Source organism: Psychromonas sp. SA13A (assembly GCF_011378715.1).
Taxonomy (GTDB): domain Bacteria; phylum Pseudomonadota; class Gammaproteobacteria; order Enterobacterales; family Psychromonadaceae; genus Psychromonas.
On sequence record NZ_WTKU01000016.1, the window covers coordinates 31,754 to 56,304 of the forward strand.

General features: G+C 37.3%; 17 protein-coding genes, 1 tRNA gene and 4 pseudogenes. 13 read left to right on the top strand and 9 right to left on the bottom strand.

Features of this window, described 5'->3' with window-relative positions; translation table 11 throughout:
* Positions 1–49 precede the first annotated feature (49 nt).
* Together GQR44_RS13760 and GQR44_RS13765 are read right to left on the bottom strand one after the other, a co-directional pair.
* On the bottom strand, positions 50–706 hold the full coding sequence (locus tag GQR44_RS13760) for a DUF1007 family protein (protein WP_166372336.1): 657 nt from the start codon (positions 704–706) through the stop codon (positions 50–52).
* 182 nt (positions 707–888) lie between these two features.
* Positions 889–1,272, bottom strand: coding sequence for a DUF2750 domain-containing protein (locus GQR44_RS13765; RefSeq protein WP_166372337.1), 384 nt, complete (start codon positions 1,270–1,272; stop codon positions 889–891).
* Between the two features lie 583 nt (positions 1,273–1,855).
* Between GQR44_RS13765 and GQR44_RS13770 the strand changes: the two genes are divergently transcribed.
* On the top strand, positions 1,856–3,502 hold the full coding sequence (locus GQR44_RS13770; protein WP_166372338.1) for a sensor domain-containing diguanylate cyclase: 1,647 nt from the start codon (positions 1,856–1,858) through the stop codon (positions 3,500–3,502).
* Positions 3,503–4,022: 520 nt separating this feature from the next.
* Entirely contained in the window at positions 4,023–4,181 is a 159-nt protein-coding gene (locus GQR44_RS13775) for a YqaE/Pmp3 family membrane protein (RefSeq protein ID WP_166372339.1), read from the top strand.
* 614 nt (positions 4,182–4,795) lie between these two features.
* On the opposite strand, the gene GQR44_RS13780 is transcribed toward GQR44_RS13775, so the two are convergent.
* The 5 genes from GQR44_RS13780 to rpsU all read right to left on the bottom strand — a co-directional run bounded on the left by GQR44_RS13780 (position 4,796) and on the right by rpsU (position 9,561).
* Positions 4,796–4,872, bottom strand: a tRNA-Ile gene (locus tag GQR44_RS13780).
* Positions 4,873–5,002: 130 nt separating this feature from the next.
* A complete protein-coding gene (gene rpoD, locus GQR44_RS13785; RefSeq protein WP_205963082.1) occupies positions 5,003–6,847 on the bottom strand; it encodes an RNA polymerase sigma factor RpoD in 1,845 nt (614 codons plus the stop codon).
* A gap of 95 nt (positions 6,848–6,942) precedes the next feature.
* Positions 6,943–8,691 (bottom strand): DNA primase, encoded by a 1,749-nt coding sequence (gene dnaG / locus GQR44_RS13790; RefSeq protein ID WP_166372341.1) that lies wholly within the window; start codon positions 8,689–8,691, stop codon positions 6,943–6,945.
* 192 nt (positions 8,692–8,883) lie between these two features.
* The gene (locus GQR44_RS13795; RefSeq protein WP_028868999.1) at positions 8,884–9,327 is read right to left on the bottom strand and encodes a GatB/YqeY domain-containing protein; all 444 of its coding nucleotides are present in this window, start codon (positions 9,325–9,327) and stop codon (positions 8,884–8,886) included.
* A gap of 18 nt (positions 9,328–9,345) precedes the next feature.
* Positions 9,346–9,561, bottom strand: coding sequence for a 30S ribosomal protein S21 (rpsU, locus tag GQR44_RS13800; protein WP_025563760.1), 216 nt, complete (start codon positions 9,559–9,561; stop codon positions 9,346–9,348).
* A gap of 291 nt (positions 9,562–9,852) precedes the next feature.
* On the opposite strand from rpsU, the gene tsaD reads away from it, so the two are divergent.
* On the top strand, positions 9,853–10,872 hold the full coding sequence (gene tsaD, locus GQR44_RS13805; RefSeq protein ID WP_166372342.1) for a tRNA (adenosine(37)-N6)-threonylcarbamoyltransferase complex transferase subunit TsaD: 1,020 nt from the start codon (positions 9,853–9,855) through the stop codon (positions 10,870–10,872).
* 63 nt (positions 10,873–10,935) lie between these two features.
* The gene (locus GQR44_RS13810) at positions 10,936–12,117 is read left to right on the top strand and encodes a Wzz/FepE/Etk N-terminal domain-containing protein (protein ID WP_166372343.1); all 1,182 of its coding nucleotides are present in this window, start codon (positions 10,936–10,938) and stop codon (positions 12,115–12,117) included.
* A 23-nt stretch (positions 12,118–12,140) separates the two neighbouring features.
* Here the strand turns inward: GQR44_RS13810 and GQR44_RS13815 are convergent.
* Both GQR44_RS13815 and queG read right to left on the bottom strand, forming a co-directional pair.
* Positions 12,141–13,291 (bottom strand): annotated as a pseudogene (locus GQR44_RS13815) (IS4 family transposase).
* 49 nt (positions 13,292–13,340) lie between these two features.
* Entirely contained in the window at positions 13,341–14,570 is a 1,230-nt protein-coding gene (queG, locus tag GQR44_RS13820) for a tRNA epoxyqueuosine(34) reductase QueG (RefSeq protein ID WP_166372344.1), read from the bottom strand.
* Positions 14,571–15,125: 555 nt separating this feature from the next.
* Here queG and tsaE point away from each other — a divergent pair.
* The 9 genes and pseudogenes from tsaE (at position 15,126) to hflK (ending at position 24,551) form a co-directional block, all read left to right on the top strand.
* Positions 15,126–15,584: a tRNA (adenosine(37)-N6)-threonylcarbamoyltransferase complex ATPase subunit type 1 TsaE gene (gene tsaE, locus GQR44_RS13825; protein WP_166372345.1), complete on the top strand. Its 459-nt coding sequence runs from the start codon at positions 15,126–15,128 to the stop codon at positions 15,582–15,584.
* Positions 15,581–18,115 (top strand): annotated as a pseudogene (locus tag GQR44_RS19845) (LysM peptidoglycan-binding domain-containing protein); the annotation flags it as partial. The gene tsaE and the pseudogene GQR44_RS19845, both read left to right, overlap by 4 nt.
* 48 nt (positions 18,116–18,163) lie before the next feature.
* Positions 18,164–18,292 (top strand): annotated as a pseudogene (locus GQR44_RS19850) (LysM peptidoglycan-binding domain-containing protein); the annotation flags it as partial.
* Positions 18,293–18,316: 24 nt separating this feature from the next.
* Positions 18,317–18,454: pseudogene (locus tag GQR44_RS19855) on the top strand (LysM peptidoglycan-binding domain-containing protein); the annotation flags it as partial.
* Positions 18,455–18,472: 18 nt separating this feature from the next.
* Positions 18,473–20,443: a DNA mismatch repair endonuclease MutL gene (gene mutL / locus GQR44_RS13835; protein WP_166372347.1), complete on the top strand. Its 1,971-nt coding sequence runs from the start codon at positions 18,473–18,475 to the stop codon at positions 20,441–20,443.
* Position 20,444: 1 nt separating this feature from the next.
* The gene (gene miaA / locus GQR44_RS13840) at positions 20,445–21,398 is read left to right on the top strand and encodes a tRNA (adenosine(37)-N6)-dimethylallyltransferase MiaA (protein ID WP_166372348.1); all 954 of its coding nucleotides are present in this window, start codon (positions 20,445–20,447) and stop codon (positions 21,396–21,398) included.
* 147 nt (positions 21,399–21,545) lie between these two features.
* Complete coding sequence (gene hfq / locus GQR44_RS13845) at positions 21,546–21,773, top strand: RNA chaperone Hfq (RefSeq protein WP_025565420.1); 228 nt, start codon at positions 21,546–21,548, stop codon at positions 21,771–21,773.
* A 130-nt stretch (positions 21,774–21,903) separates the two neighbouring features.
* Positions 21,904–23,235, top strand: a complete 1,332-nt coding sequence (gene hflX / locus GQR44_RS13850; protein ID WP_166372349.1) for a ribosome rescue GTPase HflX — start codon at positions 21,904–21,906, stop codon at positions 23,233–23,235.
* A 137-nt stretch (positions 23,236–23,372) separates the two neighbouring features.
* Positions 23,373–24,551: an FtsH protease activity modulator HflK gene (hflK, locus tag GQR44_RS13855; protein ID WP_166372350.1), complete on the top strand. Its 1,179-nt coding sequence runs from the start codon at positions 23,373–23,375 to the stop codon at positions 24,549–24,551.

Below are 24,551 nucleotides of genomic sequence, written 5' to 3' on the forward strand. Positions count from 1 at the left end.
AATCTGTAAATGGGAGAGAAGGGGGATTTGCTACCCCTCCATATATTCATTAGTCGCAGTGTAACTGGAACTGCTGAGAAAAGAGTTGTCCGAGTGCATTATTGGGCGCTACGTCATCTGCTAAGGATAAAGTATAAGCACGTTGCGCATCTGAGGCTGTAGGTTCAAGTAATTTATATTTACAGTGTTTACTAATGTCTTCGGTGAGTTGAATATCCTGTGCCTCAAGCCATGACATATCAACAAAATAAGTTGAATCGTAAATAAACAGTTTAAAGTCTTTATTATTAAACGCGATAGGCTCAGATAAGGGAATATCAAAGGTTAGCACTAACTTGTCTTGATATTGTATTAGCTGAGGATAACGTGCTGTCTTAAACTTAATCGGCGTATTACCAACATAGAAATAGGTAAAATAATGTTCGTTATACATGTTATTGGTTACGCTGGTAGCTAATAACTGTAACGTATTATCGATATGTTCAGGGCTAATCTCTTCACCCTGTAACATATAATCTGATGTTTCTGCATCAAAGGTCCAAGTCATGTGTAAGGTGGTAATATGTGTTTTGTCACTTCCAATCGCTGTGTTTGTATCTACCCATGCGTGCGGGTGTGCAGACAAACTAGAAGAGAATGAGAAGCAAGCTAATAGTAACCATTTAATGGGTAGTAAATGTTTTAAGGTGTTTATTGTTCGGTTCATCTTGCTCTCATTCGACTTATCATTTATGCCTGCTTTAACCATATTTTCTATAAAGCATAGTAACGGGTATCAGTTTTCTTCAGTGTACTTTTGATAAAGCGCAATTGAAACTGTCATCAACTCATCAACTCATCAACTCATCAACACATTAACAATTAGTAAACTTGTTTATTGTTTATTGTTTATTGTTTATTTTTAAGGTTAAGTTCATGTTCAAATTCATCAGGGAAGAAAATTAACCCTTTTAGATCTTTGTCTGGGAAAACAACAATCGATAGTTCATCATCTTCTAAGCCTGGTGTCCAACGTTCACGCCACTTATTCAAGCTAATCGCTTCAGCCTTACAATGAGACCATTCTTCTGTCGCCCAGTCCTCAGCAAACTCCTTATTTGGCCATACCGGAACACAGTCTTCATCTTCTGTGTTGAGCATAACGCAACCATGTTCATCTATTAATAACCAAATTTGTTGTTGCTTGTTTACTTCTTTACATAAATATTGAAAGCGTTGTTGCTGGTCGAGTTTTAATATTTCAGTAATACGTGATGGAGGTAAATCACTCATGTGTTGTCCTATCTATTGCTTATTTAATTAACGATTAGCTTAAAGTAAATATTCTGATTTACTAGGGGAGTTTTACTATTACTTGAATTCAATAATAGAAAAAGATATTTGAGTGAGTATGTTTAGCTTTAACGCTGACGGTATTACTTACTGAATTAGTTTTAGGATTGATTATAAAATTACTGGTATCAATTCGATAGAATATTGGGCTCTAAAAAAGAGTGGAATGTTTTACTTTAAATGTAAATTTTTTATAAAATTTATTGACTTAATCTAATTATATTTACATAAAATGCTAATATAATACTTATTGTTGCAAGTATGTAAATTGTGCGTTACAACATTTAAAAAAGTGAATTGTAAGGTTTTAATACAAAGTATTAATCATATGTGATAAAAATTCATATTATTACTACTTTATCACTTTAATATTTATCATAATAAATGTTGAGTTCGTATATTATTAGTTTTTAGATTGAAATAGTTATCTGCTTTTTCTTTGTATAGTATTACAAATGATAATTGTTACCCATCTTTAAAGTTGATGTTTTTATCACCTTTAATAACCTCACCTAAGGTGATTATGTTTTATAGTATAAAAGCCAAAATGATTACTCTGTTTTCATTAGTGATGATTTGTTTCACTGCGTTATTGTTAGTGACTATTTTTATCAATCAACGAGAAAATGTGCTGAATTTAGAATTAAAAAAATCCAGTGAAATTTCAAATATGCACGCCAATATATTGAGCCAAGAATTTGCTCAATATATTGCGATGTTAAAAATGCAAAGTGACGACTCGCAACTTAAAAAAAATGACCCAGATAAAATCAAGAAAATACTGCAACGTCTGATGAAAGTAGGTAATCGTAACTTTGTTAATGCTATTTACGTGGATCAAAATTTAAACTTAGTTGATGCTTCAGGCAATAAAAATAAAGTGACAAACCCTTTGTTTTTGAAAGGTGAAGAGTGGAAAAATAAACCCTATAACATCACAGTGCCAGTGAACACGTTATTTGAAAAAAAACCAGTGATAATCGTTGCCGTACCAGTGTTAAATGACCAGGATAAATGGCAAGGAACACTCGCCGTGGCTGTGCCACTAAAAACCATTATTGATAAATTATCATCAATCAAATTAGCAAATGGTAGTTATGCGTGGTTAGCAGATTCTAATGATTTGGTGGTTGCTCATCCCGCTCCTAGTGTAGTAATGAACGCTCGTCTTTCAACCGATGATAGCGTTGATTTTCCAGGGTTTTATAAAATAACAAGGCAAACCAAATTACAAAATAATGGTTATGGGCGTTATTACGACACACAATTACAAGAGTCTAAAATAGTTACTTTTTCTAAGATTCAGAATTTACCCGGGTGGAATTTGTTTGTAACCACTCAAGAAGTTGAAATTTTTCGAGGTATATACAGCATTGTATACAGTGCATTAACTATTTCAATTATCCTAATGATTGTTTTTTTGTTTATCATAAGCCAATTATCAAATAAGGTTACAGGCCCTATAGTGAGGCTAACTAAAGATGTAAAAGCGTCGGTAACCGCTAAAAGTAATTTTATACGTATTATTCATTCTAAAGATGAAATTGGCGCACTTTCTAAAGCGTTTCATCGCAGCCTTCAAAAAATTCATCATCATACCACTCAGCTGGAAGAGATTGTTAGAGAACGAACTAAAGAGATTTCATCTAAAAATAGCTTGCTCAATGAACAGAATGATAAACTTGAAGTGCAAGTTTCTAAAGACTCATTGACTAATTTATATAATCGTCGTGCTTTTAATGCGTTAGTTGAAAAAGAGCTCTCGCGCGCTAAAAGACATCATGTAAGTATCGCATTAGCGGTCCTCGATCTTGACCACTTTAAAAATGTTAACGACAAATATGGACATGACACCGGAGACAAGGTCCTGTGTCGCTTTGCGAATGAATTGACTACAAGTATGCGTAAAGAGGATATTATCTGTCGATGGGGCGGCGAAGAGTTTGTAGTGTTATTATCTGCCTCTACTTCAGATAAGGTCTATGAGCATATGGAAGAGATGCGTGAAAGGGTCGCTACGATGGATTTTAGTCCTGCTCCTCAAGTTACTTTCAGTGCTGGCATGTCAACCTATAGGGAAGGTGAAAGCTTTACAGAGTGGTTTAAACGCGCAGATAATGCGCTTTATAAAGCCAAAGACAATGGAAGAAATCAAATTGTAAAAGTTTAGCTTTTAACTCCCATTAATTACAGTGATAGCAACAGTGATAGAAGAAGTGTGCTACTGGTTATATTGTGGGAGATAAGTTGGTTTTCCTTAATGCTAACATCATTCAATATCAGTCCTTTTTAACCCCTTAGTGCTTCTGAAAATATTATCTTCGTGGCATATCGAATAGTTCTAACTTAAATACTTTGAAGCATGAATTTTAAGTGTTCTAACATTTTCTATAAGTAGATAAGTAGATAAGTAGATAAGTAGATAAGTAGATAAGTAAACTTTACAACTACCGAGAATTATTTTCTTGTTTGAAATCTTCAAGTATTTCCCTTTATCATTATTTCATTCTAAAAAATAATTTAAATTATTTAAAATCAATGCTTTATGCTTGTGTTTTGTTTGGCTTAAATAATGGCGTGATGTTTGCTCAATAATTATTGAACAAGCTCAGTATTTGAATGAAATTTATCTAACCAATATTTGAATACTTACGCATTTTATTGGATTAAATAATTTTAAGGATTAAATCATGGATATTATTCGTATTATTTTCGCTATTTTACTACCGCCAGTAGGTGTATTTTTACAAGTCGGATTTTCATGGACTCTTGTCCTTAACATATTACTGACAATACTTGGCTACATTCCCGGTATTGTCCATGCTATATGGGTTATCGCGAAAAAATAGCCTAATTAAACAATATAAATAGAACAATATAAATAGAACAATATAAATAGATAAAGCAGTAGGCCGTTAGATATGAATGGTAACAAGTAAAAATGTACTTTTATCTAATGCCAGTCAGTTAATCATTGACTGGCATTTTTTTGCTGCTTTTATTTACATACCTTTTATGGTGCGTTTCCCAAGCGAAAATCAATCGTTGTTGGAAGCTAATTTCATTTTTTCGAGCTTTTTAAGCGAATAATTTGATCTCGAGCGATCACCTTGCGAGTGACCTCAAACTACTTTCTTTTTTCAGAGGCGCTGTTAATGACGCTCGATCCATTGCTTTGTTATTAATTCAATAACCGAAGTGAATAAAACCCTTTATAAAGTAGCGTAAGAGGATTGTTTGGTGTTGTGTCGATTAAATCAGCAAGTGAACCCATTCCATTCGTTGCCACTTTATCAAATGACGAGCTTGAGTTCTTATGCTGCAGATATTTTCATAGTGACTAACTCCTTCAGAGTGAATATCAAAGAGTTAATCTATACCTGAAGTGATTTTTGTTACTGGACCGTTGAGACAGGCACAAAAAAGCCGTAAAAGAAATTAATCTATTACGGCTTTTAAAATGTGGTGGCCCTTCCCCGACTCGAACGGGGGACCTGACGATTATGAGTCGTATGCTCTAACCAACTGAGCTAAAGGGCCTAAATTTGTGGGCTGATTATATAAGCTAGATTTTTACGTGTCTAGTCTATTACGTTTGATTGCTTATTTTATCAGCGTTAAAGGTCAGATTTATATAAGAAAACAGAACTATCTGACCTTTACCTAGTATTTACTCGTCTAAGAAGCTACGAAGTTGTTCACTTCGGCTAGGGTGACGAAGCTTACGAAGTGCTTTAGCTTCAATCTGACGAATACGTTCACGTGTTACATCAAACTGTTTACCTACTTCTTCTAACGTGTGGTCTGTATTCATATCAATACCAAAACGCATACGCAGTACTTTAGCTTCACGAGCGGTTAACCCTTCTAATACATCGTTAGTTGCATTTTTAAGGCTTTCGCTAGTTGCGCTATCAACAGGTAGTGCAATCGTTGTATCTTCAATGAAGTCACCTAGGTGTGAATCTTCATCATCACCAATTGGGGTTTCCATTGAGATTGGCTCTTTAGCAATTTTTAATACCTTACGAATTTTATCTTCAGGCATCATCATGCGTTCAGCTAGCTCTTCTGGCTGTGGTTCACGGCCCATCTCTTGTAACATTTGACGCGAAATACGGTTAAGTTTGTTAATCGTTTCAATCATGTGTACAGGAATACGGATCGTACGTGCTTGGTCAGCAATAGAACGAGTGATTGCTTGGCGGATCCACCATGTAGCATAAGTTGAGAACTTGTAACCACGACGGTATTCAAATTTATCAACGGCTTTCATTAGACCGATATTACCTTCTTGGATTAAATCTAAGAACTGTAAACCACGGTTGGTGTATTTTTTAGCAATCGAGATAACTAGACGTAAGTTAGCTTCGACCATTTCTTTCTTAGCACGACGCGCTTTAGTTTCACCAATGCTCATTGCACGAGAAATTTCTTTCAAGTTAGCGATTGTTAGTGCACTTTCTACTTCGATTGCTAGCATTTTACGGATGCAACGCTCTAAATCTTCTACCGACTCTTTAATACCTTGAACATAAGGTTGATTGCCAGCGAGTACTTTCTCTAACCACGCACTGTTAGTTTCATTACCTTTGAAGATTTTAATGAATTCAGCTTTTGGCATTTTGCACTGTTCAACACAGATTTTTAATATTAAACGTTCTTGAACACGTGCAGCACTCATGTTGCCACGTATCAGTTTTACCATACGGTCAAACTGTTTTGGAATGAGTTTAAATTGTTGGAAATATTCAGCTTGTTCTTCAATCGCACTTAAGGTGTCCGCATGTTTACGGCCATTCTTTGTAATTGATTTTTCAACGATGTTGTTTAAACGACGTAGTTCAGTGAATTTTTCTGCCGCTTCTTCTGGGCAAGGGCCTTTAGGACCTTCTTCCTCTTCTTCGTCATCTTCTTTGTCATCAGCATCGTCATCTAATTCAGCTTCCGATAATTCAGAGCCGATATTAGTTGCACTAACCGCTTGTGTCATATCATCATTTGGATCAATAAAACCACTGATTAAATCAGTTAGTTTCATTTCTTCTGCTTCATAGCTATCGTAGTTATCTAATAGGTTACGAATGGTTGCTGGATATTCAGAAACAGAGTTCTGTACTTCTTTAATGCCTTCTTCGATACGTTTAGCGATAACAATCTCGCCTTCACGTGTCAGTAGTTCTACTGTACCCATTTCGCGCATGTACATACGAACAGGGTCGGTAGTACGGCCAATTTCTGACTCAACCGTTGCTAATACTTGTGCTGCGGCTTCTACCGCATCTTCATCCGGTTCATCGTTATCAGTGCCAGAAAGAATAAGATCATCAGCATCAGGAGCAGTTTCAACAACTCGGATACCCATGTCGTTGATCATCTGAATGATATCTTCAATTTGCTCTGACTCAACGATATCTTGCGGAAGGTGATCATTCACTTCTGCGAAGGTTAAGAAACCATTCTCTTTACCTTTAATGATCAGCTCTTTAAGCTGTGATTGAGGTGTTTGCGCCATAGGTACCATCCAAAATTAGTCGTGAAATGTGGTGTAAATGGGAAAAAATATAAGCGCTCGAGTATACGCTTAAAATGAATTTTATGCCAATCCCATTAATGTTGTTTTTGTTCTTTTAGAAGTTGAGCCAGCTGGACTGTTTCTTCTGTTGTTAAAACCTCACCTTGCCTTGATTTTTGTTTTAAAAACTCAATTCGTTGGGTCAGGTGTAATGATAAAAAATTATCTAATATGTCGAAAAATACTTGTTCGTATTTATCTTCTTGTACTTGATTATTCCAAGTTGCTAAAGCAATTAGTTGCTTTTCTTGTGGCTGTTCGCGCCAATGTTCTAATAGTAGACCAGTAGAGAGATGGGGTGTGTCCCTACAAATTTCAAGTAGTGAATTTAAAAGAGTTAAGCCGGGTATTTGCATTTCTTTAAATTCAGGTATTTCATCTAACTGATAGGCCATTTGCGGGTTCTGTAGTAGTAATGAAATAGCTAAACGCATTGGCGTTATTTTTTTTGATGTTGGTCTTTTTTCAAGCTTTGTTGGCGCGGGTAAAAGCTTTTTTAAGCCTTCTTTTTCAATGCCTAATAAGCTAATTAAACGCGTTTCCATCATCTGTCTAAATACAGAGTCAGGCAGTTTTGTTAATAATGGAATCGCTAGTTGTGCTAATTTAGATTTACTATCGGCACTACGCATATCAACTTGTGTTAGTAGATGTTGGTATAAAAAATCTGATAATGGCATTGCTTGGTCAACCAGCTTTTCAAAAAATGCTTTGCCTTCTTTTTGTACTAGGCTATCTGGATCTTCACCGTCAGGCAAGAACATAAAGCGTAATGTTCGACCATCTTGAATAGAGGGTAGAGCATTTTCAAGAGCACGCCATGCAGCGGTTCGTCCCGCGCTATCACCATCAAAACAACAAATAACTTCGCTAGTTTGTCTAAACAATAATTGAATATGATCTGGTGTGGTCGCCGTCCCTAAAGAAGCAACTGCATAGTGAATATCAAATTGTCCTAGCGCAACAACATCCATATAACCTTCAACGACTAAAATGCGTTTTACGTCTTTTTCATGTTGTTTAACTTGATACAAACCATAAAGTTCTTTACCTTTATGGAAAATAGGGGTTTCCGGCGAATTTAAATATTTTGGTGTTGTATCATCAAAAACACGCCCACCAAAGCCGATTACTCGGCCACGCCTATCTACAATAGGGAACATTAAGCGATCGCGGAAACGGTCGTAGCTACCACCGCTATCTTTACTGATCAGCATGCCTGCATCAATTAACTGTTGCTCTAATTGCTTGTTAATAGCGAATTTTTTACGTACTTCATCCCAACCATCGGGGGCATAACCGATTTGAAAATGTTTAGTTGTTTCACCCGACAAGCCTCTACTTTTTAAGTAGTTAATGACTTTTTCACTGTGTTTATGTGTACGTAATTGTTGTTGATAAAAGCGGGTTATGTCAGCCATCAGTTGATAAAGATCTTTTCTATCGACATAAGTGGTTGCTGGTTGAGTGTGCCCTGATTCTTCACGGGGTACTTCAATGGACAATTGCTCTGCGAGTACTTCTACTGCATCGACAAATTCAATTCCGTCATAATCCATAAGGAAGGAAACGACATTACCGCTAACCCCACAATTAAAACAATGGTAAAACTGTTGATCTGGACTTACAGAAAAAGTTGAGTCGTTATTACCATTATGAAAGGGGCAGCGTGCGCGGTAGCTTTTACCTTTTTTCTTCAATTTAAGACGGCTATCAATTACATCAACGATATCGGTGCGAGAAATCAGATCGTCAATGAAATTTTTGGGAATGCGGCCGGCCATTGTGAGTCCTATTGATAAAAGAGGCTAGTATACTCGTTGTGGTTAAAAGTACACAATAGTTGTTAATACTCATTACAATTAATAGATGAATAAATAATAGGGGGAATTAATATTTAATACAGGTTAAAACAAAAAAACCTCAGACTTAAATATTAAGCTGAGGTTTTTTTAATCAAAAAAGATGAATAGGGTTTATTTCAAGTGTGCTCTTACAAGACCACTGACTGAACCCATATCCGCTCTTCCTTGTATCTCTTTTTGGAGTATCCCCATCACTTTACCCATATCTTGCATGCCTTGTGCATCAACTGCTGCAATAGCTTGCTTAATATGTGCTTCAACTTCTTCCGAAGTGAGTGCTTGAGGTAAAAACTCTTCTAAAATAACAAGTTCCATTTTCTCAATATCAACAAGATCAGTACGGTCAGCTTTTTCAAACTGCGAGATTGAGTCTTTACGCTGTTTTACTGATTTAACAACCACCGCAGTTACAGCGTCGTTATCCAATTCAACTTTGTCATCGAGTTCAATCTGTTTCACAGCAGCAATTAATGAGCGGATAGTCTTTAAACGGACCTTATCCTTAGCGCGCATTGCAAGCTTTTGTTCTTCTTGTAATCTTGTTTTTATAGACATCGGAAACCTTTATCTATTCTAGTATAGACGAACGCGACGAGCGTTATCACGAGAAAGTTTTTTCAAGTGACGTTTAACAGCTGCTGCTTTAGCACGTTTGCGAACTGTAGTAGGTTTTTCAAAGAATTCACGCTTACGTGTTTCTGCTAAGATACCTGCTTTTTCACAAGAACGTTTAAAACGACGTAGTGCTACGTCAAATGGTTCGTTTTCACGAAGTTTAATTACTGGCATATGCCTATTACCTTTATGGTTACGGTCGTAAATTGACCAGTGCATTTAAATTGGTGCGAGATTTTAATCCTATTTGGGGGATAATGTAAAGAAATTCCGCACTAATTTTAATTAATAAAGTATAAAGATCCCAAAGATCCTCAGATCTGCATTTTATAATCAAGATCGACAAAAAAAGCAATCTTAAATGTACTTTTCCGTTAGAATGCGTCTAATTTTTTATTATATCCTCTATTTTATTTAATTAGCTTAATTAATGAGCTAATTGTTTTAGCTATAAGGTTGTTTATTATGCGCATTTTAGGCATTGAAACGTCATGTGATGAAACAGGTATTGCTGTTTATGACGATCAACAAGGTTTGTTATCTCACCAATTATATAGTCAGGTGAAATTACACGCTGATTATGGTGGTGTTGTTCCTGAGTTAGCGTCACGCGACCATGTTCGTAAAACAATTCCACTGATCAAAGATGCTTTGAAACTCGCTAATTGTACAAAAGATGATATTGATGCCATTGCTTATACCGCGGGGCCTGGATTAGTAGGCGCATTATTAGTCGGATCTTGTATTGGCCGCAGCTTAGCCTACGCATGGGGGAAACCTGCGATAGCAGTGCATCACATGGAAGGTCACTTACTCGCGCCTATGTTAGAAGAACATAAACCAGATTTTCCCTTTGTCGCATTACTCGTATCAGGTGGCCATACCTTATTAGTGCAAGTGGATGCGATTGGTGAATACACCTTATTAGGTGAAAGTATTGATGATGCTGCGGGTGAAGCATTTGATAAAACCGCTAAATTGTTAGGGTTGGATTATCCTGGTGGACCTCGTTTAGCTAAAATGGCCGAACAAGGCGTAGCGGGGCGGTTTAAGTTTCCTCGTCCTATGACTGATAGACCAGGGTTAGATTTTAGCTTTAGTGGTTTAAAAACTTCTGCTGCGGTGACGATTGCACGAGAAGGCAAAGATGATCAGACTCAAGCTGATATTGCCTATGCTTTCCAAGAAGCTGTAATTGATACCATTGCGATTAAATGTAAACGTGCGTTAAAGCAAACGGGTTTAAAGCGTTTAGTGGTTGCAGGTGGAGTAAGCGCGAATACTGAATTAAGAGCGCAACTAGAAGTCACAATGAAAAAGTTAGGTGGTGAAGTGTTTTACCCTCGCAGTGAATTTTGTACTGATAATGGTGCGATGATTGCTTATGCAGGTATGCAGCGTTTAAAAGCAGGGCATACTCAAGGTTTGGAAATAAAAGCAAAACCACGCTGGCCGTTACAAGATTTGCAGAGTGTTAATGTTTAATCTAGCTCAATTAATCGTCAATTTTTAATTATATTTTATTTAATTTTTATAAAGAGAGTAGTTATGAAGTCTCAAAACAATAATGCCACCTTTAATGAAGGGAAATTTAATGTACCAGTTTATCAACAAGTGCCTCAAAATGATGAGATTGATTTACTTGAATTAGTTAAAGTAATTTGGGCTTATAAATGGGTAACTGTATTAATGTGTACAGTAGCGATAGTTGGTTCTGTTATCTACGCTTTAACTGCACAGCAGTGGTGGGTTGCTCAGGGTAAAATTATTGAACCTCAATTAAATAATGTTGGTGTTTTATATGCCCATTCTGAAAAAGTAAAAACACTGATAAAATTTGCCAGTGAAGGAAATGATAAGAACGATAAGAATGATAAAACGAGTTATATTTCTCCTTTAGAAGATTTATTTATTCCTGAAACTTTATTTCTTAATTTTATTAATGAATTCAACTCATCAATTAATAAAAAACAATTTTTAGAAACTAACGAAGTATTTTTAACATTCTTAAAAAAAAATGAAATTCAAATTCCAACTAATGCCAAAACACTTGAAAATAGATTAATTAATCAAGCATATAAAGGAACGTTAAAAGTTTGGCGAGATGGTATCAGTGCCTCTCTAGACAACAAAACTCAAGAAGCCACTTTATCTTTTCGTACTGATGGACAAGACAGCTCTGCTGAATTATTAAATCAATACATCAACTTTGTTGGTAATAAAGTAAAAGTTAGTCAGTTGGCTAAGTTATCTTTATTTATTGGTTCATCGATCAATGAATTGGAAGTTAGTGTAAATATGGCAGAGTGGAATGCAAAACAAGACCTTGATCTTTTGTCTAAAAAGGTTGAATACGCTTATCAAATTGCTTCAACATCGGATTTAACTAATTATACAGCTAGCATATCAAGTGAAAATAGTTTATTTGAAGTTAATTTAGGAGCGAAAGCATTAAAAGCAAAACTAGAAGTACTTAAGTCACTAAAAGATCTAAATATGTTAAATCCTAATATTGCTAAAATGAAAAGGACTTTAATAGAGTTGCATTCATTAGATAATGTTGATGAAGATGACTTTGCACCTTATCGTTACCTGGAAAGTGTGGAAGCGCCACTTGCTCGAGCTAAACCTAAGCGAGCATTAATTGTTGTATTAGCAACTTTATTAGCGGGTATGTTATCTATCGCTATTGCCTTGCTACACCACTCTTTAACTAAAAAAGAAGATTAAAATCTGAGGGATCCCCACAAAAATCACAAGCTACCTAACCGTATTACTAGGTTGGGTAGCTCATGTAGAACCCAAATAATAAACTCATCATCTACAGTATAACGCTCATCGTTAACAACCTCTCGACCGAGATAAATGTGCGATAAAACACGCCTACTTTTCTCAGTGTTAGCTTGCAATGAATGATGTAAGTTTAATTGCTCTGCTGCAAATCCAATACACCATAAAATATATAAAACGAGTGCCCCAATGAGAAGTAGTATATCAAATCGCTCAGGGCTACGAGAGTTAGCGAACTCAAGACTCATGCCTAGTTTAGCATTCTTTGTATCTCTGAATGCTTCTTCGATTTGCATTCTAGTCGCGTATAATTTCATGACCTTCTTTGGGTTTTTATCCCATCTTTTGGGAAGGCAAATAATCAACAACCAAGGCTCTTTTGCTTTCTTTTCCTGGTATTTGTCGGTACTGCATTGAGATTTTCCTCCTCGTAATTTTTTCTTTATTCGTCCTTTTTTTCTTCCTTTATAGAGCGTTCCAATACAGGGGTGCTGAGTTGTTTTACTAAAATAAATATCGCCTAAATTGACAGCTTTGCTGTTCGCTGATACAAACCACTCTCTACTTTGTTGCCAATTTTTACCATCCTTTGATAATTGAACGTTTCCTCTGACCCTGCATACCCAATACCATCCCATATTTTCAATCGCTTTAAACCAAGGCGTTTTAAAAATAGCATCAGCTAAAATAATTGGCCGGCAACCTTCTGGTAGACAATATTTAATATTATCTAATAATGCTTGATGGGCTGCGGGTGTATTAAGTTCACTTTCTTCATAGGTTTTTTCATAGATGGTTAAAGCACGTCCTCCATCGGAACACTGACACGTAACAATTGAAAAATACTACTTCCATTTATCGGAGACCAATCAACAATCAACAATGGATGACGCTCCTTAACAACGAGGGAGTTCGCCATATATCTATAAAAATCAATGCGTTCAGCGTGAAGGTTAATATTTACACACAATCTATCTGCACGTTTAATATCATGCTTTTGCTCTGTATTTGAAAGCGATTTTAATCCTCTTCCAAGGTAAGTAACGGTGAGCCTTTGGTCTTTTAGGCCAGAATGAACAAAAGTAAATAAGGTATTTAACCTAGTTTTATGCATTTCAGGGTGGGCAAGTGATAGGCGGATTCAACATTGAAGTGCATAACGACTAAGCGTCTCTTGGTAACCCTTTTTTTACCGCATTAATTAAACGTTTATTTAAACGGTCAATATTGATTGGCATGTTTTGCTGTTGCTCGGTTAATGCCCATTGAATATGTTCATTAACTATCTCATCATCACTTAATTCAAGTTTATTTTGTAAAGCGGTAATAGTCTCGATACTGCTTGGCGCATTACCTAAAGCAACTGCGATATTTCTTAACCAGCGCTGGTGTCCAATTCTTCGAATTGGCGACCCTTCCGTGTTTTTTAAGAAAGTAGTCTCGGACCAATTAAATAAGGTTATTAGTGATTGGTTTTGTAAAAAGTCTTTTGCTTGATAATCCGATTCTTGGGTTGTTTCTGCAAAGCGATTCCAAGGACAAATCAACTGACAGTCATCACAGCCGTAAATACGATTCCCGATCGCTTTACGAAACTCTACTGGGATTACACCATATAATTCAATGGTTAGATAAGAGATACAACGTCTGCCATCAACGACGTAAGGGGCTACAATTGCTTGAGTCGGGCAGATTGTCATGCAGGCGACACATTGCCCGCATTCTGCTGTTTGTGCTTGGTCCGTAGGTAAAGGTAAATCAATTAATAGCTCGCCAATAAAAAACCATGAACCTGCATCTTTATCAAGTAATAGTGAGTGCTTACCTGTCCAGCCTAGCCCCGCTTTTTCTGCCAATGGCCTTTCTAATATCGGTGCGCTATCAACAAAAGGGCGAAAGCCTAAGCCGCTAAATTCACTTTGTATTTTATCGCCGAGTTGTTTTAATTTTTTACGTAGCACCTTATGGTAATCTCTGCCTAGAGCGTAACGGCTGATATAAGCGAGATCTTTATTCTCTAAGTTTGAGGCAAATTGGGCTTCTTCTGGCAAGTAATCCATGCGTACTGAAATAACGCGTAAAGTGCCTGGCAATAATTGATCGGGACGGGCACGCATCATGCCATGTTTGGCCATGTAATCCATTTCGCCGTGGTATTGGTTATCTAACCAAGTTTGTAAATTAGCTTCTTGATCTTTTAAGTCAATATCACTAATGCCTACTTTTTGAAAACCCAAATCCTTCCCCCATGATTTAATTTTTTTAGTAAGCGCCCTAAGTTCTGTTTCAGAAAGTTTGGGGTTTTTAGTCGCGGAAACGTCATCTGAAGGAGTCGATGAAATAGCATTTGAGAGTGGCTGCGATGAAGAAGCGCTTGGTTGAGTATTTTTCATGGTTAGCTTTAATCAAAAGGTGAAAAGGATGGGCTAAAATCTTTGTATAAAGGTGAGTTTAACACATTCTGGTAAGTATTTTGATAGCGCACTTAGGTTACTTTGAAATCGTCTAATTATTATTTTATAGTCTTGTTTTATAATGTCTTTATCTGAATAAGCAAGATTGCATTAATATTAATGATGTGGCGCTTAATTGTGTCTATCAGTTTTTATGTATGGGTCCTGCCCTGTTATCGAGTTTAAATGCCTTATTCTGATTATTGTTAAAGCTCTTAGCAATATCGTTAAAGAATATGCAATTAAGGCGGATGCGGTGAAGAAAATGTAGTTAAAAATAGACATGTTAGTTAGCTTTGTTTAGCACCAAGTGAACTTAAATAGTCTATGATAATAATGTTTTTTAGCTTGTGGTGGCTAGAGGTGGTATGCGGGATATGCTTTCTGGTACTATTGGAAACGGTAGCTTTATGCCATTTATTTATTAAGTGACTCTTTTTAGAGAGATCGTTAATAATGAGAACTATCAACTATATTGGAAGTCAGTAAAAAGAAATGTCTACTTTATTAAAAGAAAAACTACAGGATGCAGAGCAAACGGTTTTGTTTGGTAAGCGTTTAAGTAAAGCCTGTGAACTCGCTACCTGTATTTATTTACATGGAGATTTAGGCGCTGGCAAAACAACATTAACGCGTGGTTTTATTCAAGGCCTAGGTCATCAAGGTAATGTTAAAAGCCCTACCTATACTTTAGTTGAGCCTTATGAGTTGGCAGATTGGCAAGTTTATCATTTTGACTTGTATCGTTTATCGGACCCTGAAGAGTTAGAGTTTATGGGGATTCGAGATTATTTTGGTGATTCAAGTCATTGTCTAGTTGAATGGCCTGAGCGTGGCATTGGTTTTTTGCCGCCTCCAGATTTAGATTTAACATTGACCTATATTGATGATCAACGTGAAGTCACTTTACAAGCGAATACTGAAATTGGATTAAGAGTATTGAAAAATTTATGATAGTGCAGGAAAAAAAGCCCGGTTCAGTTAAGACTTTCTCGTCTTCAATCAGATTAACACGGTTAACATCAGTGTTATGTTTTTTGTGCTTTGTATTTATATTACAAAGCATTAGTTTTAATGCCTTCGCTGCTCAAAAAAATGAGCTCAAAGGGGTACGAACTTGGCCATCTCCTGATAATACGCGTATTGTATTAGATCTTGCTCAAAAACCCGACTATGAAACTCATTATCTGACGCACCCAGACCGTCTAGTGGTGGACTTAAAAACTACTAATAACAAAGCGAACTTAAAAAAGATTAGCAATAAAGGTGTTTTGATCAAGAATATTCGTGAAAGTGCGAGTGGTGAAAGTGGTACATTCCGTCTAGTTGTTGATTTAAAAAAAGCCAGTAAAGCGAAAATTTTTAGTTTACGACCAGCAAAACCCTATGGCCATCGTTTAGTCATCGACCTGCCCACTCTTGTTACTAAGGTACCCAAAAGTATTGCTGCAGTGCCAAATGGTCGCGATATTATTATTGCTGTTGATGCAGGGCATGGTGGTGATGACCCTGGTGCATTGGGTAAATATACCTACGAAAAGAAAGTCACTCTACAAATTGCTAAACGTTTAAAAACCAAAATTGATGCACAAAAAGGGATGCAGTCTTTTTTAATTAGGACGGGTGATTATTTTGTTAATTTGAATAAAAGGTCTGAAATTGCACGCAAAGGAAAAGCCGACTTCCTCGTTTCTATTCATGCCGATGGTTTTACTTCAAGCCAACCTAGAGGGGCATCCGTATGGGTATTATCAAACCGCAGAGCAACCACTGAGTTAGGCCGTTGGATGGAAAAACACGAAGCACATTCTGAATTGTTAGGTGGTGCTGGTGATATTATTCAAGACTCCGATAGTGTGCCATTTTTGAATAAAATGTTATTGGATATGTCGATGGGTAATACCATGGGCGTCGGTTATACGATTGGTGACTTAGTGACGACGGAGCTTTCTAAAGTCACTCAAATGCATAAGAAAAAACCAGTACATGCAAGTTTAGCCGTGCTTAAATCGCCAGACATTCCTTCTATTTTAGTAGAAGCCGGTTTTATTACTAACCGCACTGAAGAACGTTTATTAAACCAAGCTGAGTTTCAAAATAAAATTGCGAGTGCGGTTTATAAAGGAATTTATAAGCATTTTAATGATAAACCACCCCAAGGTAGCCTATTCGCTCAGAAAAAACGCGCGATTAAACATACCGTAAGAAGCGGAGAGTCTTTATCTGTTTTAGCAAGACGCTATAGCGTAACGAGTAATGAACTTAAATCGTTTAATCATTTAAAATCTAATTCATTACGAATTGGCCAAGTGTTAAGTATTCCACCTAATTATCAAGTTGCTGCAAATGAACCAACGAGTCAACAGAATGCAGCGCCGGTCAGAAGAAAAGCACAAACTCATGTTGTAAAACGTGGTGAATCATTATCTGTGATTGCAGCCAAATACCAACAAAGCACAAAAACACTAGCCGAATACAATCAATTGCGTTCGACAACCTTAGCGATTGGGCAAAAGATTAACATTCCCGGAGATGTTCAAACTAGTGTTGCATCAACCACCGTAGTGAATGCGTCTAAACCTATGACTCAACGAGTGCTACAAAAAGAGCAACTTCATCAAGTTAAACGGGGCGAGTCTTTGTCTGTGATTGCTAGTCAATATGATAAAAGCATTGCTCAGTTAATGTCTTATAACAAGTTACAACGTTCATCTTTACAAGTAGGACAAAAAATTAAGATACCCGGTGTCTATATTGAAGTCGCAGCGACTGCAACACCTAGTGTACAAGCACCCATTGTTAATACTCCCGAGATACATAAAGTACAGCGTGGTGAGTCGTTGTCTGTGATTGCTAACCAGTACAATAAAAGTATTGCTGAAATTAAAGATTATAACGACTTAAAAACGACCACCTTGTTTGTTGGCCAGCAGCTAAAACTTTCTAAACAACAGAAACCTGTATTAGCTGTCGCTGAACGAAAACAGTCACAACAAAAAAATAAAGTTATAAAAGCGCAAACACACAAAGTGAAACGTGGTGAGTCTTTATCTGCAATCGCACAAAAATATGCATCCACAACGGCGCAACTAAAACAATATAACAACCTTAAAAGTACGTCTTTATTGATTGGTCAAAAAATAAAAATTCCTGGTAATCAACAACAAATTACTCAACGACCGGATCTTATTTACCGTGTTAAAAGTGGTGACTCGCTATCGGTGATTGCAAGTCAATATGATATGAGCACAAAAGCATTAAAAGATTATAATCAATTAAGATCTAGTAGTTTACGTGTGGGACAAAAAATTAAGGTACCCGGAACGATGACGACGGCTGCTGTTAAAAAAGTTGTAGTGCCTACTCAGCATAAGGTCAGTAGTGGTGAATCATTGTCTGTGATTGCTGAAAAATATGATCGTACTTCAAAGCAATTTGAAGTCTATAACAATTTAAGTTCTTCACGTTTATTAGTCGGGCAGGTGTTAAAAATTCCAGGTGCGAATTATGTTGCTCCATCTGTACCTGAATCGCATAAGGTGAAAAGTGGTGAATCGCTGTCTGTCATCGCTTATCAATATGGAACAACGTCAGAGCAACTGAAACTGCATAATAAGTTACGCTCAAGTACCTTATTTGTTGGTCAAGTATTAAAAATTCCGACACAAAAAGTACAACAAACAGAGCACAAAGTGCGAAGTGGAGAATCTTTATCGGTTATTGCTCAACGCTATGGCACCACGACGACTGCCATTAAATCAACCAATAATCTACGTTCGAATTCACTGGCCGTTGGGCAAGTGCTTACTATCCCTATCAGCTAGTACTGCGAGTGTAAAAGCATGTCTATTCAAATATTACCGGCACGTTTAGCTAACCAAATAGCAGCTGGAGAAGTGGTCGAGCGACCAGCTTCAGTGGTTAAAGAGTTAGTCGAAAATAGTTTAGATGCCGGAGCAACGCGGATTGAAATCGAGATTGAGCAAGGCGGTGCTAAATGTATTCGTATTAAAGATAATGGTAATGGGGTTAGTAAAGACCAACTTACTCTTGCTTTGAGTCGACATGCAACCAGTAAAATAAGCCACCTTGACGACCTAGAAGCGATTGTTAGTTTAGGTTTTAGAGGAGAGGCGTTAGCCAGTGTCAGTTCAGTGGCTCGTTTAACGTTTACTTCAAAACCCGCGGATCAAGATCAAGCTTGGCAAGCCATTGCGGAAGGTCGAGATATGCAAGTAAATGTGCAGCCTGCGGCTCATCCTCAAGGTACTACTGTCGAAGTATTAGATCTGTTTTTTAACACTCCTGCTCGTCGCCGCTTCTTAAAAACTGAAAAGACAGAATTTCAACATATTGATGAATTAATAAAACGTATTGCGCTTAGTCGTTTTGATATTGCAATTAGTTTGAAACACAACAATAAAATGGTACGACAATATCGTGCCGCTCCGCAACAAAGTCAGCAAGAAAAACGCATTGCAGCTGTTTGTAGTGAACAATTTATTCAACATGCTGTTTTTTTTGAACATGCAGATCAAGCATTAAAAATTTCAGGTTGGGTATCGGATCGTTTATCGCCAAGACCTTTAGCCGACGTGCAATATTGTTATATTAATGGGCGCATGATCCGCGACAAATTAGTTAACCATGCAATCAAACAAGTTTATGCTCACTTCTTACCGCCGGGTATGTTTCCTGGGTATATTATTTATATTAAATGTGATGCAAAAGAGGTCGATGTTAATGTCCATCCTGCTAAGCATGAGGTCAGGTTCCATCAAGCGCGTTGGGTGCATGATTTTATTAGTAGTACGCTGAATAGCACACTAAATGATAGCTCGTTATTAAGCCATCAGAATGACTTAACTACATCAGCTGCCGGACATGACTATCAAGTACCTACTAGTATCAGTGATACTCAACCCACAGGTGCAACCAGTAACGCTGCTAGTGTAAGTAATAGCGGTAATAGTCATAACAATTATCACAATCAAAATAACCCTCATTATTTAGATACGGGTACGAATAACCGTGTTGGGCAGGGCAACCAAGGGGCATCAACTGGAGCTGCCAATCCTCATTACTCACCTGCAGTGCAGAGGCCTGGACTCGATCACCAACAAGTAGAGGCCTACTGTGATTTTGTTGCTGAAGCTTACCAACAAAATATCGTTTCTCCTGCAACGCATAACTCGTCGTTGAATAAAAACGTAGATGTAAAAGTCGCCAATGTAGTGTCCTCGATCGGTGCAGATTATTTATTGTTACAACCGTTACAACCCGAGTTGATGGCCTTATCTAACAATGGTTTGCTATTAATGTCATTAAAGCAGGCCAATGAGATCGTAGTTAGCGAGCATTTAGTGACTGCTTGGCAAAATGGTGAAGTTATCTCTCAACCTTTATTATTGCCAGTGCGATTTAAATTAGATGAAACAATGCAACAAGTGGCACAACAAGCTGAAACCTTATTAAATCGACTTGGTTTTAGTTATAAATTTCAATCTCAATTTTTGATTGTTAGTCAGGTGCCAGCGCCTTTCAGGCATTCACCTATTGCGGTTATTCTGCCTGCTTTATTTGATTTATTAAAACAAAGCCATACAGCAGCGATAGATGACAATGATCAACAACAAGTTGAATTAATTTGCCAACAATTAGGGGCATTATTAGTAGCCAATGAAATGGCAATCACTCCTTCATTAACGCAAATAGAAACATTGCTAACGTCGTTAATGCCATTATCCGCAACACATTTACAACGCTGTTTCAAACAACCCGATTTGTCGTTGTTATTACAAGGTATTCAGTAGCATGTCCGATACAAGCATTTCTCCTTTTCCGCTCGCTATTTTTTTAATGGGGCCAACTGCATCTGGCAAAACTGATTTAGCTATTAAGCTCGCACAACAATGCCAATGTGAAATTATCAGTGTAGATTCTGCACTAATTTACAAAGGGATGGATATTGGGACAGCAAAACCAAGTGCCCAGGAGCAGGCGCTCGCACCGCACCTATTAGTTGATATCATTGACCCTAAAGACAGTTATTCCGCCGGTAATTTTCGTGATGACGCGTTACGTTTGATGGGAGAGATTGTCGCGCGTGGTAATACGCCTTTATTAGTCGGTGGAACCATGCTTTATTATAAAGCCTTAGTTGAAGGATTATCTCCTTTGCCTAGTGCAGATATTGAAATTCGAGCGGGTATAGAGCAGCAAGTCAAAGAAACAAGCTGGCAAGCATTACATGATGAATTGCGTACCATCGACCCGGTATCAGCTGAAAGGATCCACGTTAATGACCCACAGCGTTTAGCGAGGGCTATTGAAGTTTATCGTATTAGTGGCAAGAGTATGACTGAGCTGACGGCCATTAAAAGTGATCCTATCCCCTTTAATATTAAACAGTTTGCAATTGCACCTCTAGACAAGTCAGTACTACATCAGCGAATTGAAAAGCGTTTTGATTTAATGCTCGCAGCGGGCTTTGAACAAGAAGTACAAAGCTTATATCAGCGTGGAGATTTGCATTTAGATTTACCTTCAATGCGTTGCGTTGGTTATCGTCAAATGTGGGAGTATATTGAAGGTAAAATGGATTATGAAGAGATGCGTTTTCGTGGAGTAGTAGCGACGCGACAATTAGCGAAAAGACAAATGACTTGGTTGCGAGGTTGGAAGCAAGATATTACTTGGTTAGAAAGTGCTGATGAGAATAACTTTGAAAAAATAAAGTCGGTTTTATTAAAACTTAGATTCAAATAAGAAAAGCATGATTAAAACGTTAGTTATTGAAATAACAAAGAGATAGAAAGAGGTACGGATCAAAATTTTAGGTTTTCAGTCGGTTTTTTTTGATCCCTTCGTTATACTGCAGTTCAGTGATAATAAAAAGAATAATAAGGACTATACATGGCAAAAGGACAATCTCTTCAAGACCCATTCTTGAACACTCTGCGTAAAGAGCGTATTCCGGTCGCTATTTATTTAGTCAACGGCATTAAATTACAAGGTCAAATAGAGTCTTTTGATCAATTTGTTATTCTATTAAAGAACACAGTGAGTCAAATGGTTTATAAGCATGCAATTTCAACTGTCGTTCCTTCTCGCGCCGTTCCTACCATTGCGCACGAAGAATAATTTATCAATTTTGGTAACATTTATGATAATGGCTTGCCTGCAGGCAGGCCATTTTTTTATCTAATCATTTTATAGCTGTGGTAGGATGAAGATCTATTTATAATTCTTACTTAATCTATTGGAGAGTTAATTGTTTGAACGTTACGAAGCCGGTGAACAGGCTGTTTTAGTCCATGTTTCTTTTTCAGATGAAAATAATAAAGAAGATCTTGATGAGTTAAAACTGCTCGTCAGTTCTGCCGGAGTTAATTCAGTTGCAACCGTAACTGGCCCACGTAAGTCACCCCATGCACGTTTTTTTGTTGGTACAGGTAAAGCACAAGAAATAGCTGATACTGTACGCACAATGGAAGCTGATATTGTTATCTTCAATCATGCTTTAACACCAGCACAATTACGTAATATGGAAAAGATTTGCGAATGTTTAGTGCTCGATAGAACGGCACTTATTCTTGATATTTTTGCACAACGAGCAAGAACCTATGAAGGTAAGTTACAGGTTGAGCTTGCACAGCTACATTATATGTCGAGTCGCCTGATTCGAGGTTGGTCGCACCTTGATAAACAAAAAGGTGGTGTCGGAATGCGCGGTCCAGGTGAAACACAGCTGGAAAGTGATAGACGTTTATTAAGCGCGCGTATTACCACTATCAAGTCACGTTTAGAAAAAGTATCTAAACAACGCGAGCAGGGACGTCGTTCTCGCTTACGCAATGAAGTGCCAACGGTTTCATTAGTGGGTTATACCAATGCGGGTAAATCTACATTATTTAATCAAATTACCGCTGCAAAAGTGTATGCCGCTGACCAACTTTTTGCTACCTTAGACCCGACATTGAGAAAGATCTCTGTTGATGATGTAGGGACTTGTATTTTAGCGGATACGGTAGGGTTTATTCGTCACTTACCGCATGATTTAGTTGCTGCTTTTAAAGCCACTTTGCAAGAAACTCGTGAAGCGACGTTACTATTACATGTTGTGGATTGCTCAGATGAAAACTATTTAGCGAATATTGATGCCGTTGAACATGTTTTAAATGAAATTGATGCCGGTGAAGTACCGTACTTAATGGTGATGAATAAAATCGATGCATTAGAGCAAGCCGAACCAAGAATTGATTACGACGAAACAGGTCAACCTATTCGAGTTTGGTTATCAGCTCAAAAAGATATTGGCGTTGATCTGTTATTCGATGCATTATCAATGTTGTTATCTGGAAAAATTCGTTCTTTACAGTTATCTATACCGCCTGCACAGGGGAAATTACGCGCTCTATTTTATCAATTAGAGTGTATTGAAAATGAAGAATATGCAGAAAATGGAAATAGTGTTATTAATATCCGTCTTAATAATACCGACTGGCAACGTTTGATCAAACAGGAAGGTAGTTATATCGAAGAGTTTGTAGTGGATAGCAATTACCAAACTGTTGCAGAATTAGATAAGGAAGAGTGGACCTAATATGTCATAAACTCTTTATTATTAGCGTGAACATTGTTACATTGCAGTAACAGTTTGAGTGTTTGGTAAATTCTTTTAAATGATTCATAGTTAAACAGATTTTATTAATTCAATTTATGAGTAAATCAGGAGCTAACATGGCTTGGAATGAACCGGGAAAAGATGATAAAAAAGATCAGGACCCGTGGAACAAAAACGGCAAAAAAAATGAACAAGGTCCTCCCGACCTAGATGTTGTTTTTCAAAAGATATCTGGTGTTTTAGGCGGTTTGTTTGGTAATAAATCAACACAAGGTCCTAGTGGCAGTGGTAATGGCGGAAAATTTATCGCTATTGCTATCTTAAGCATTATCGCTATTGTTTGGTTTGCAAGCGGTTGGTATACGGTTAAGGAATCTGATCGAGGTGTCGTGTTACGTTTTGGTGCTTACCACTCTCAAGTTGATCCTGGTTTACATTGGAATCCAAAATTTGTTGATCAAATTATTCCGATTAACGTTGAGGCTTTCCGTACCATGCCTACAACAGGTTTCATGTTAACTGAAGATGAAAACATCGTACAAGTTTCAATGGAAATTCAGTACCGAATTGTTGCACCTGAAAAGTATCTGTTTAGTGTGACTAATGCTGATAATAGTTTATTACAAGCGTTAGATAGCTCTTTACGTTTCGTTATTGGTCATTCAACCATGGATGATGCATTAACAACGGGTCGTGAAGTGGTTCGTCAAGAAACATGGGAAATGTTGGATAAAATCATCGCTCCTTATGATCTAGGTATCCAAATTGTTGATGTTAACTTACAACAAACGCGTCCACCTGAACAAGTTAAAGATGCCTTTGATGATGCAATTGCAGCACAAGAAGATGAAGAGCGTTTTGTCCGTGAAGCCGAAGCTTATGAGCGTGAGAAAGAACCGATTGCACGTGGTCAAGTGAAACGTATCGAACAACAAGCTCGTTCATATGAAGAAGGTATTATATTACAAGCGCAAGGTGCGGTAGCAAAATTCAATCAATTATTACCAGAATATCAAGCTAACCCTGATGTTACTCGTCAGCGTTTATACATTGAAACGATGGAAAGAGTTCTTAGTAATAGCTCTAAAGTCTTAATTGATAACCAAGCTGGCGGCAATTTAACTTTCTTACCTCTTGATAAGTTAATGAGTAATCCTGACAACGGCTCATCTCGTTTACCGGTTGAAACCGAAATTGAAACTCGTTCTCGTGCCGATGAACAAGCAGATCTCGATGAACGCGCAACAAGTAGCGAACGTGCTACGCGTGGCACTCGAACTACTGGGAGAGACTAA

What these genes read in the sequence shown, in the direction of transcription:
- GQR44_RS13760 (WP_166372336.1), bottom strand. Translation starts at nt 706, where the DNA reads ATGAACCGAACAATAAACACCTTAAAACATTTACTACCCATTAAATGG.
- GQR44_RS13765 (WP_166372337.1), bottom strand. Translation starts at nt 1,272, where the DNA reads ATGAGTGATTTACCTCCATCACGTATTACTGAAATATTAAAACTCGAC.
- GQR44_RS13770 (WP_166372338.1), top strand. Translation starts at nt 1,856, where the DNA reads ATGTTTTATAGTATAAAAGCCAAAATGATTACTCTGTTTTCATTAGTG.
- GQR44_RS13775 (WP_166372339.1), top strand. Translation starts at nt 4,023, where the DNA reads ATGGATATTATTCGTATTATTTTCGCTATTTTACTACCGCCAGTAGGT.
- rpoD (WP_205963082.1), bottom strand. Translation starts at nt 6,847, where the DNA reads ATGGCGCAAACACCTCAATCACAGCTTAAAGAGCTGATCATTAAAGGT.
- dnaG (WP_166372341.1), bottom strand. Translation starts at nt 8,691, where the DNA reads ATGGCCGGCCGCATTCCCAAAAATTTCATTGACGATCTGATTTCTCGC.
- GQR44_RS13795 (WP_028868999.1), bottom strand. Translation starts at nt 9,327, where the DNA reads ATGTCTATAAAAACAAGATTACAAGAAGAACAAAAGCTTGCAATGCGC.
- rpsU (WP_025563760.1), bottom strand. Translation starts at nt 9,561, where the DNA reads ATGCCAGTAATTAAACTTCGTGAAAACGAACCATTTGACGTAGCACTA.
- tsaD (WP_166372342.1), top strand. Translation starts at nt 9,853, where the DNA reads ATGCGCATTTTAGGCATTGAAACGTCATGTGATGAAACAGGTATTGCT.
- GQR44_RS13810 (WP_166372343.1), top strand. Translation starts at nt 10,936, where the DNA reads ATGAAGTCTCAAAACAATAATGCCACCTTTAATGAAGGGAAATTTAAT.
- queG (WP_166372344.1), bottom strand. Translation starts at nt 14,570, where the DNA reads ATGAAAAATACTCAACCAAGCGCTTCTTCATCGCAGCCACTCTCAAAT.
- tsaE (WP_166372345.1), top strand. Translation starts at nt 15,126, where the DNA reads ATGTCTACTTTATTAAAAGAAAAACTACAGGATGCAGAGCAAACGGTT.
- mutL (WP_166372347.1), top strand. Translation starts at nt 18,473, where the DNA reads ATGTCTATTCAAATATTACCGGCACGTTTAGCTAACCAAATAGCAGCT.
- miaA (WP_166372348.1), top strand. Translation starts at nt 20,445, where the DNA reads ATGTCCGATACAAGCATTTCTCCTTTTCCGCTCGCTATTTTTTTAATG.
- hfq (WP_025565420.1), top strand. Translation starts at nt 21,546, where the DNA reads ATGGCAAAAGGACAATCTCTTCAAGACCCATTCTTGAACACTCTGCGT.
- hflK (WP_166372350.1), top strand. Translation starts at nt 23,373, where the DNA reads ATGGCTTGGAATGAACCGGGAAAAGATGATAAAAAAGATCAGGACCCG.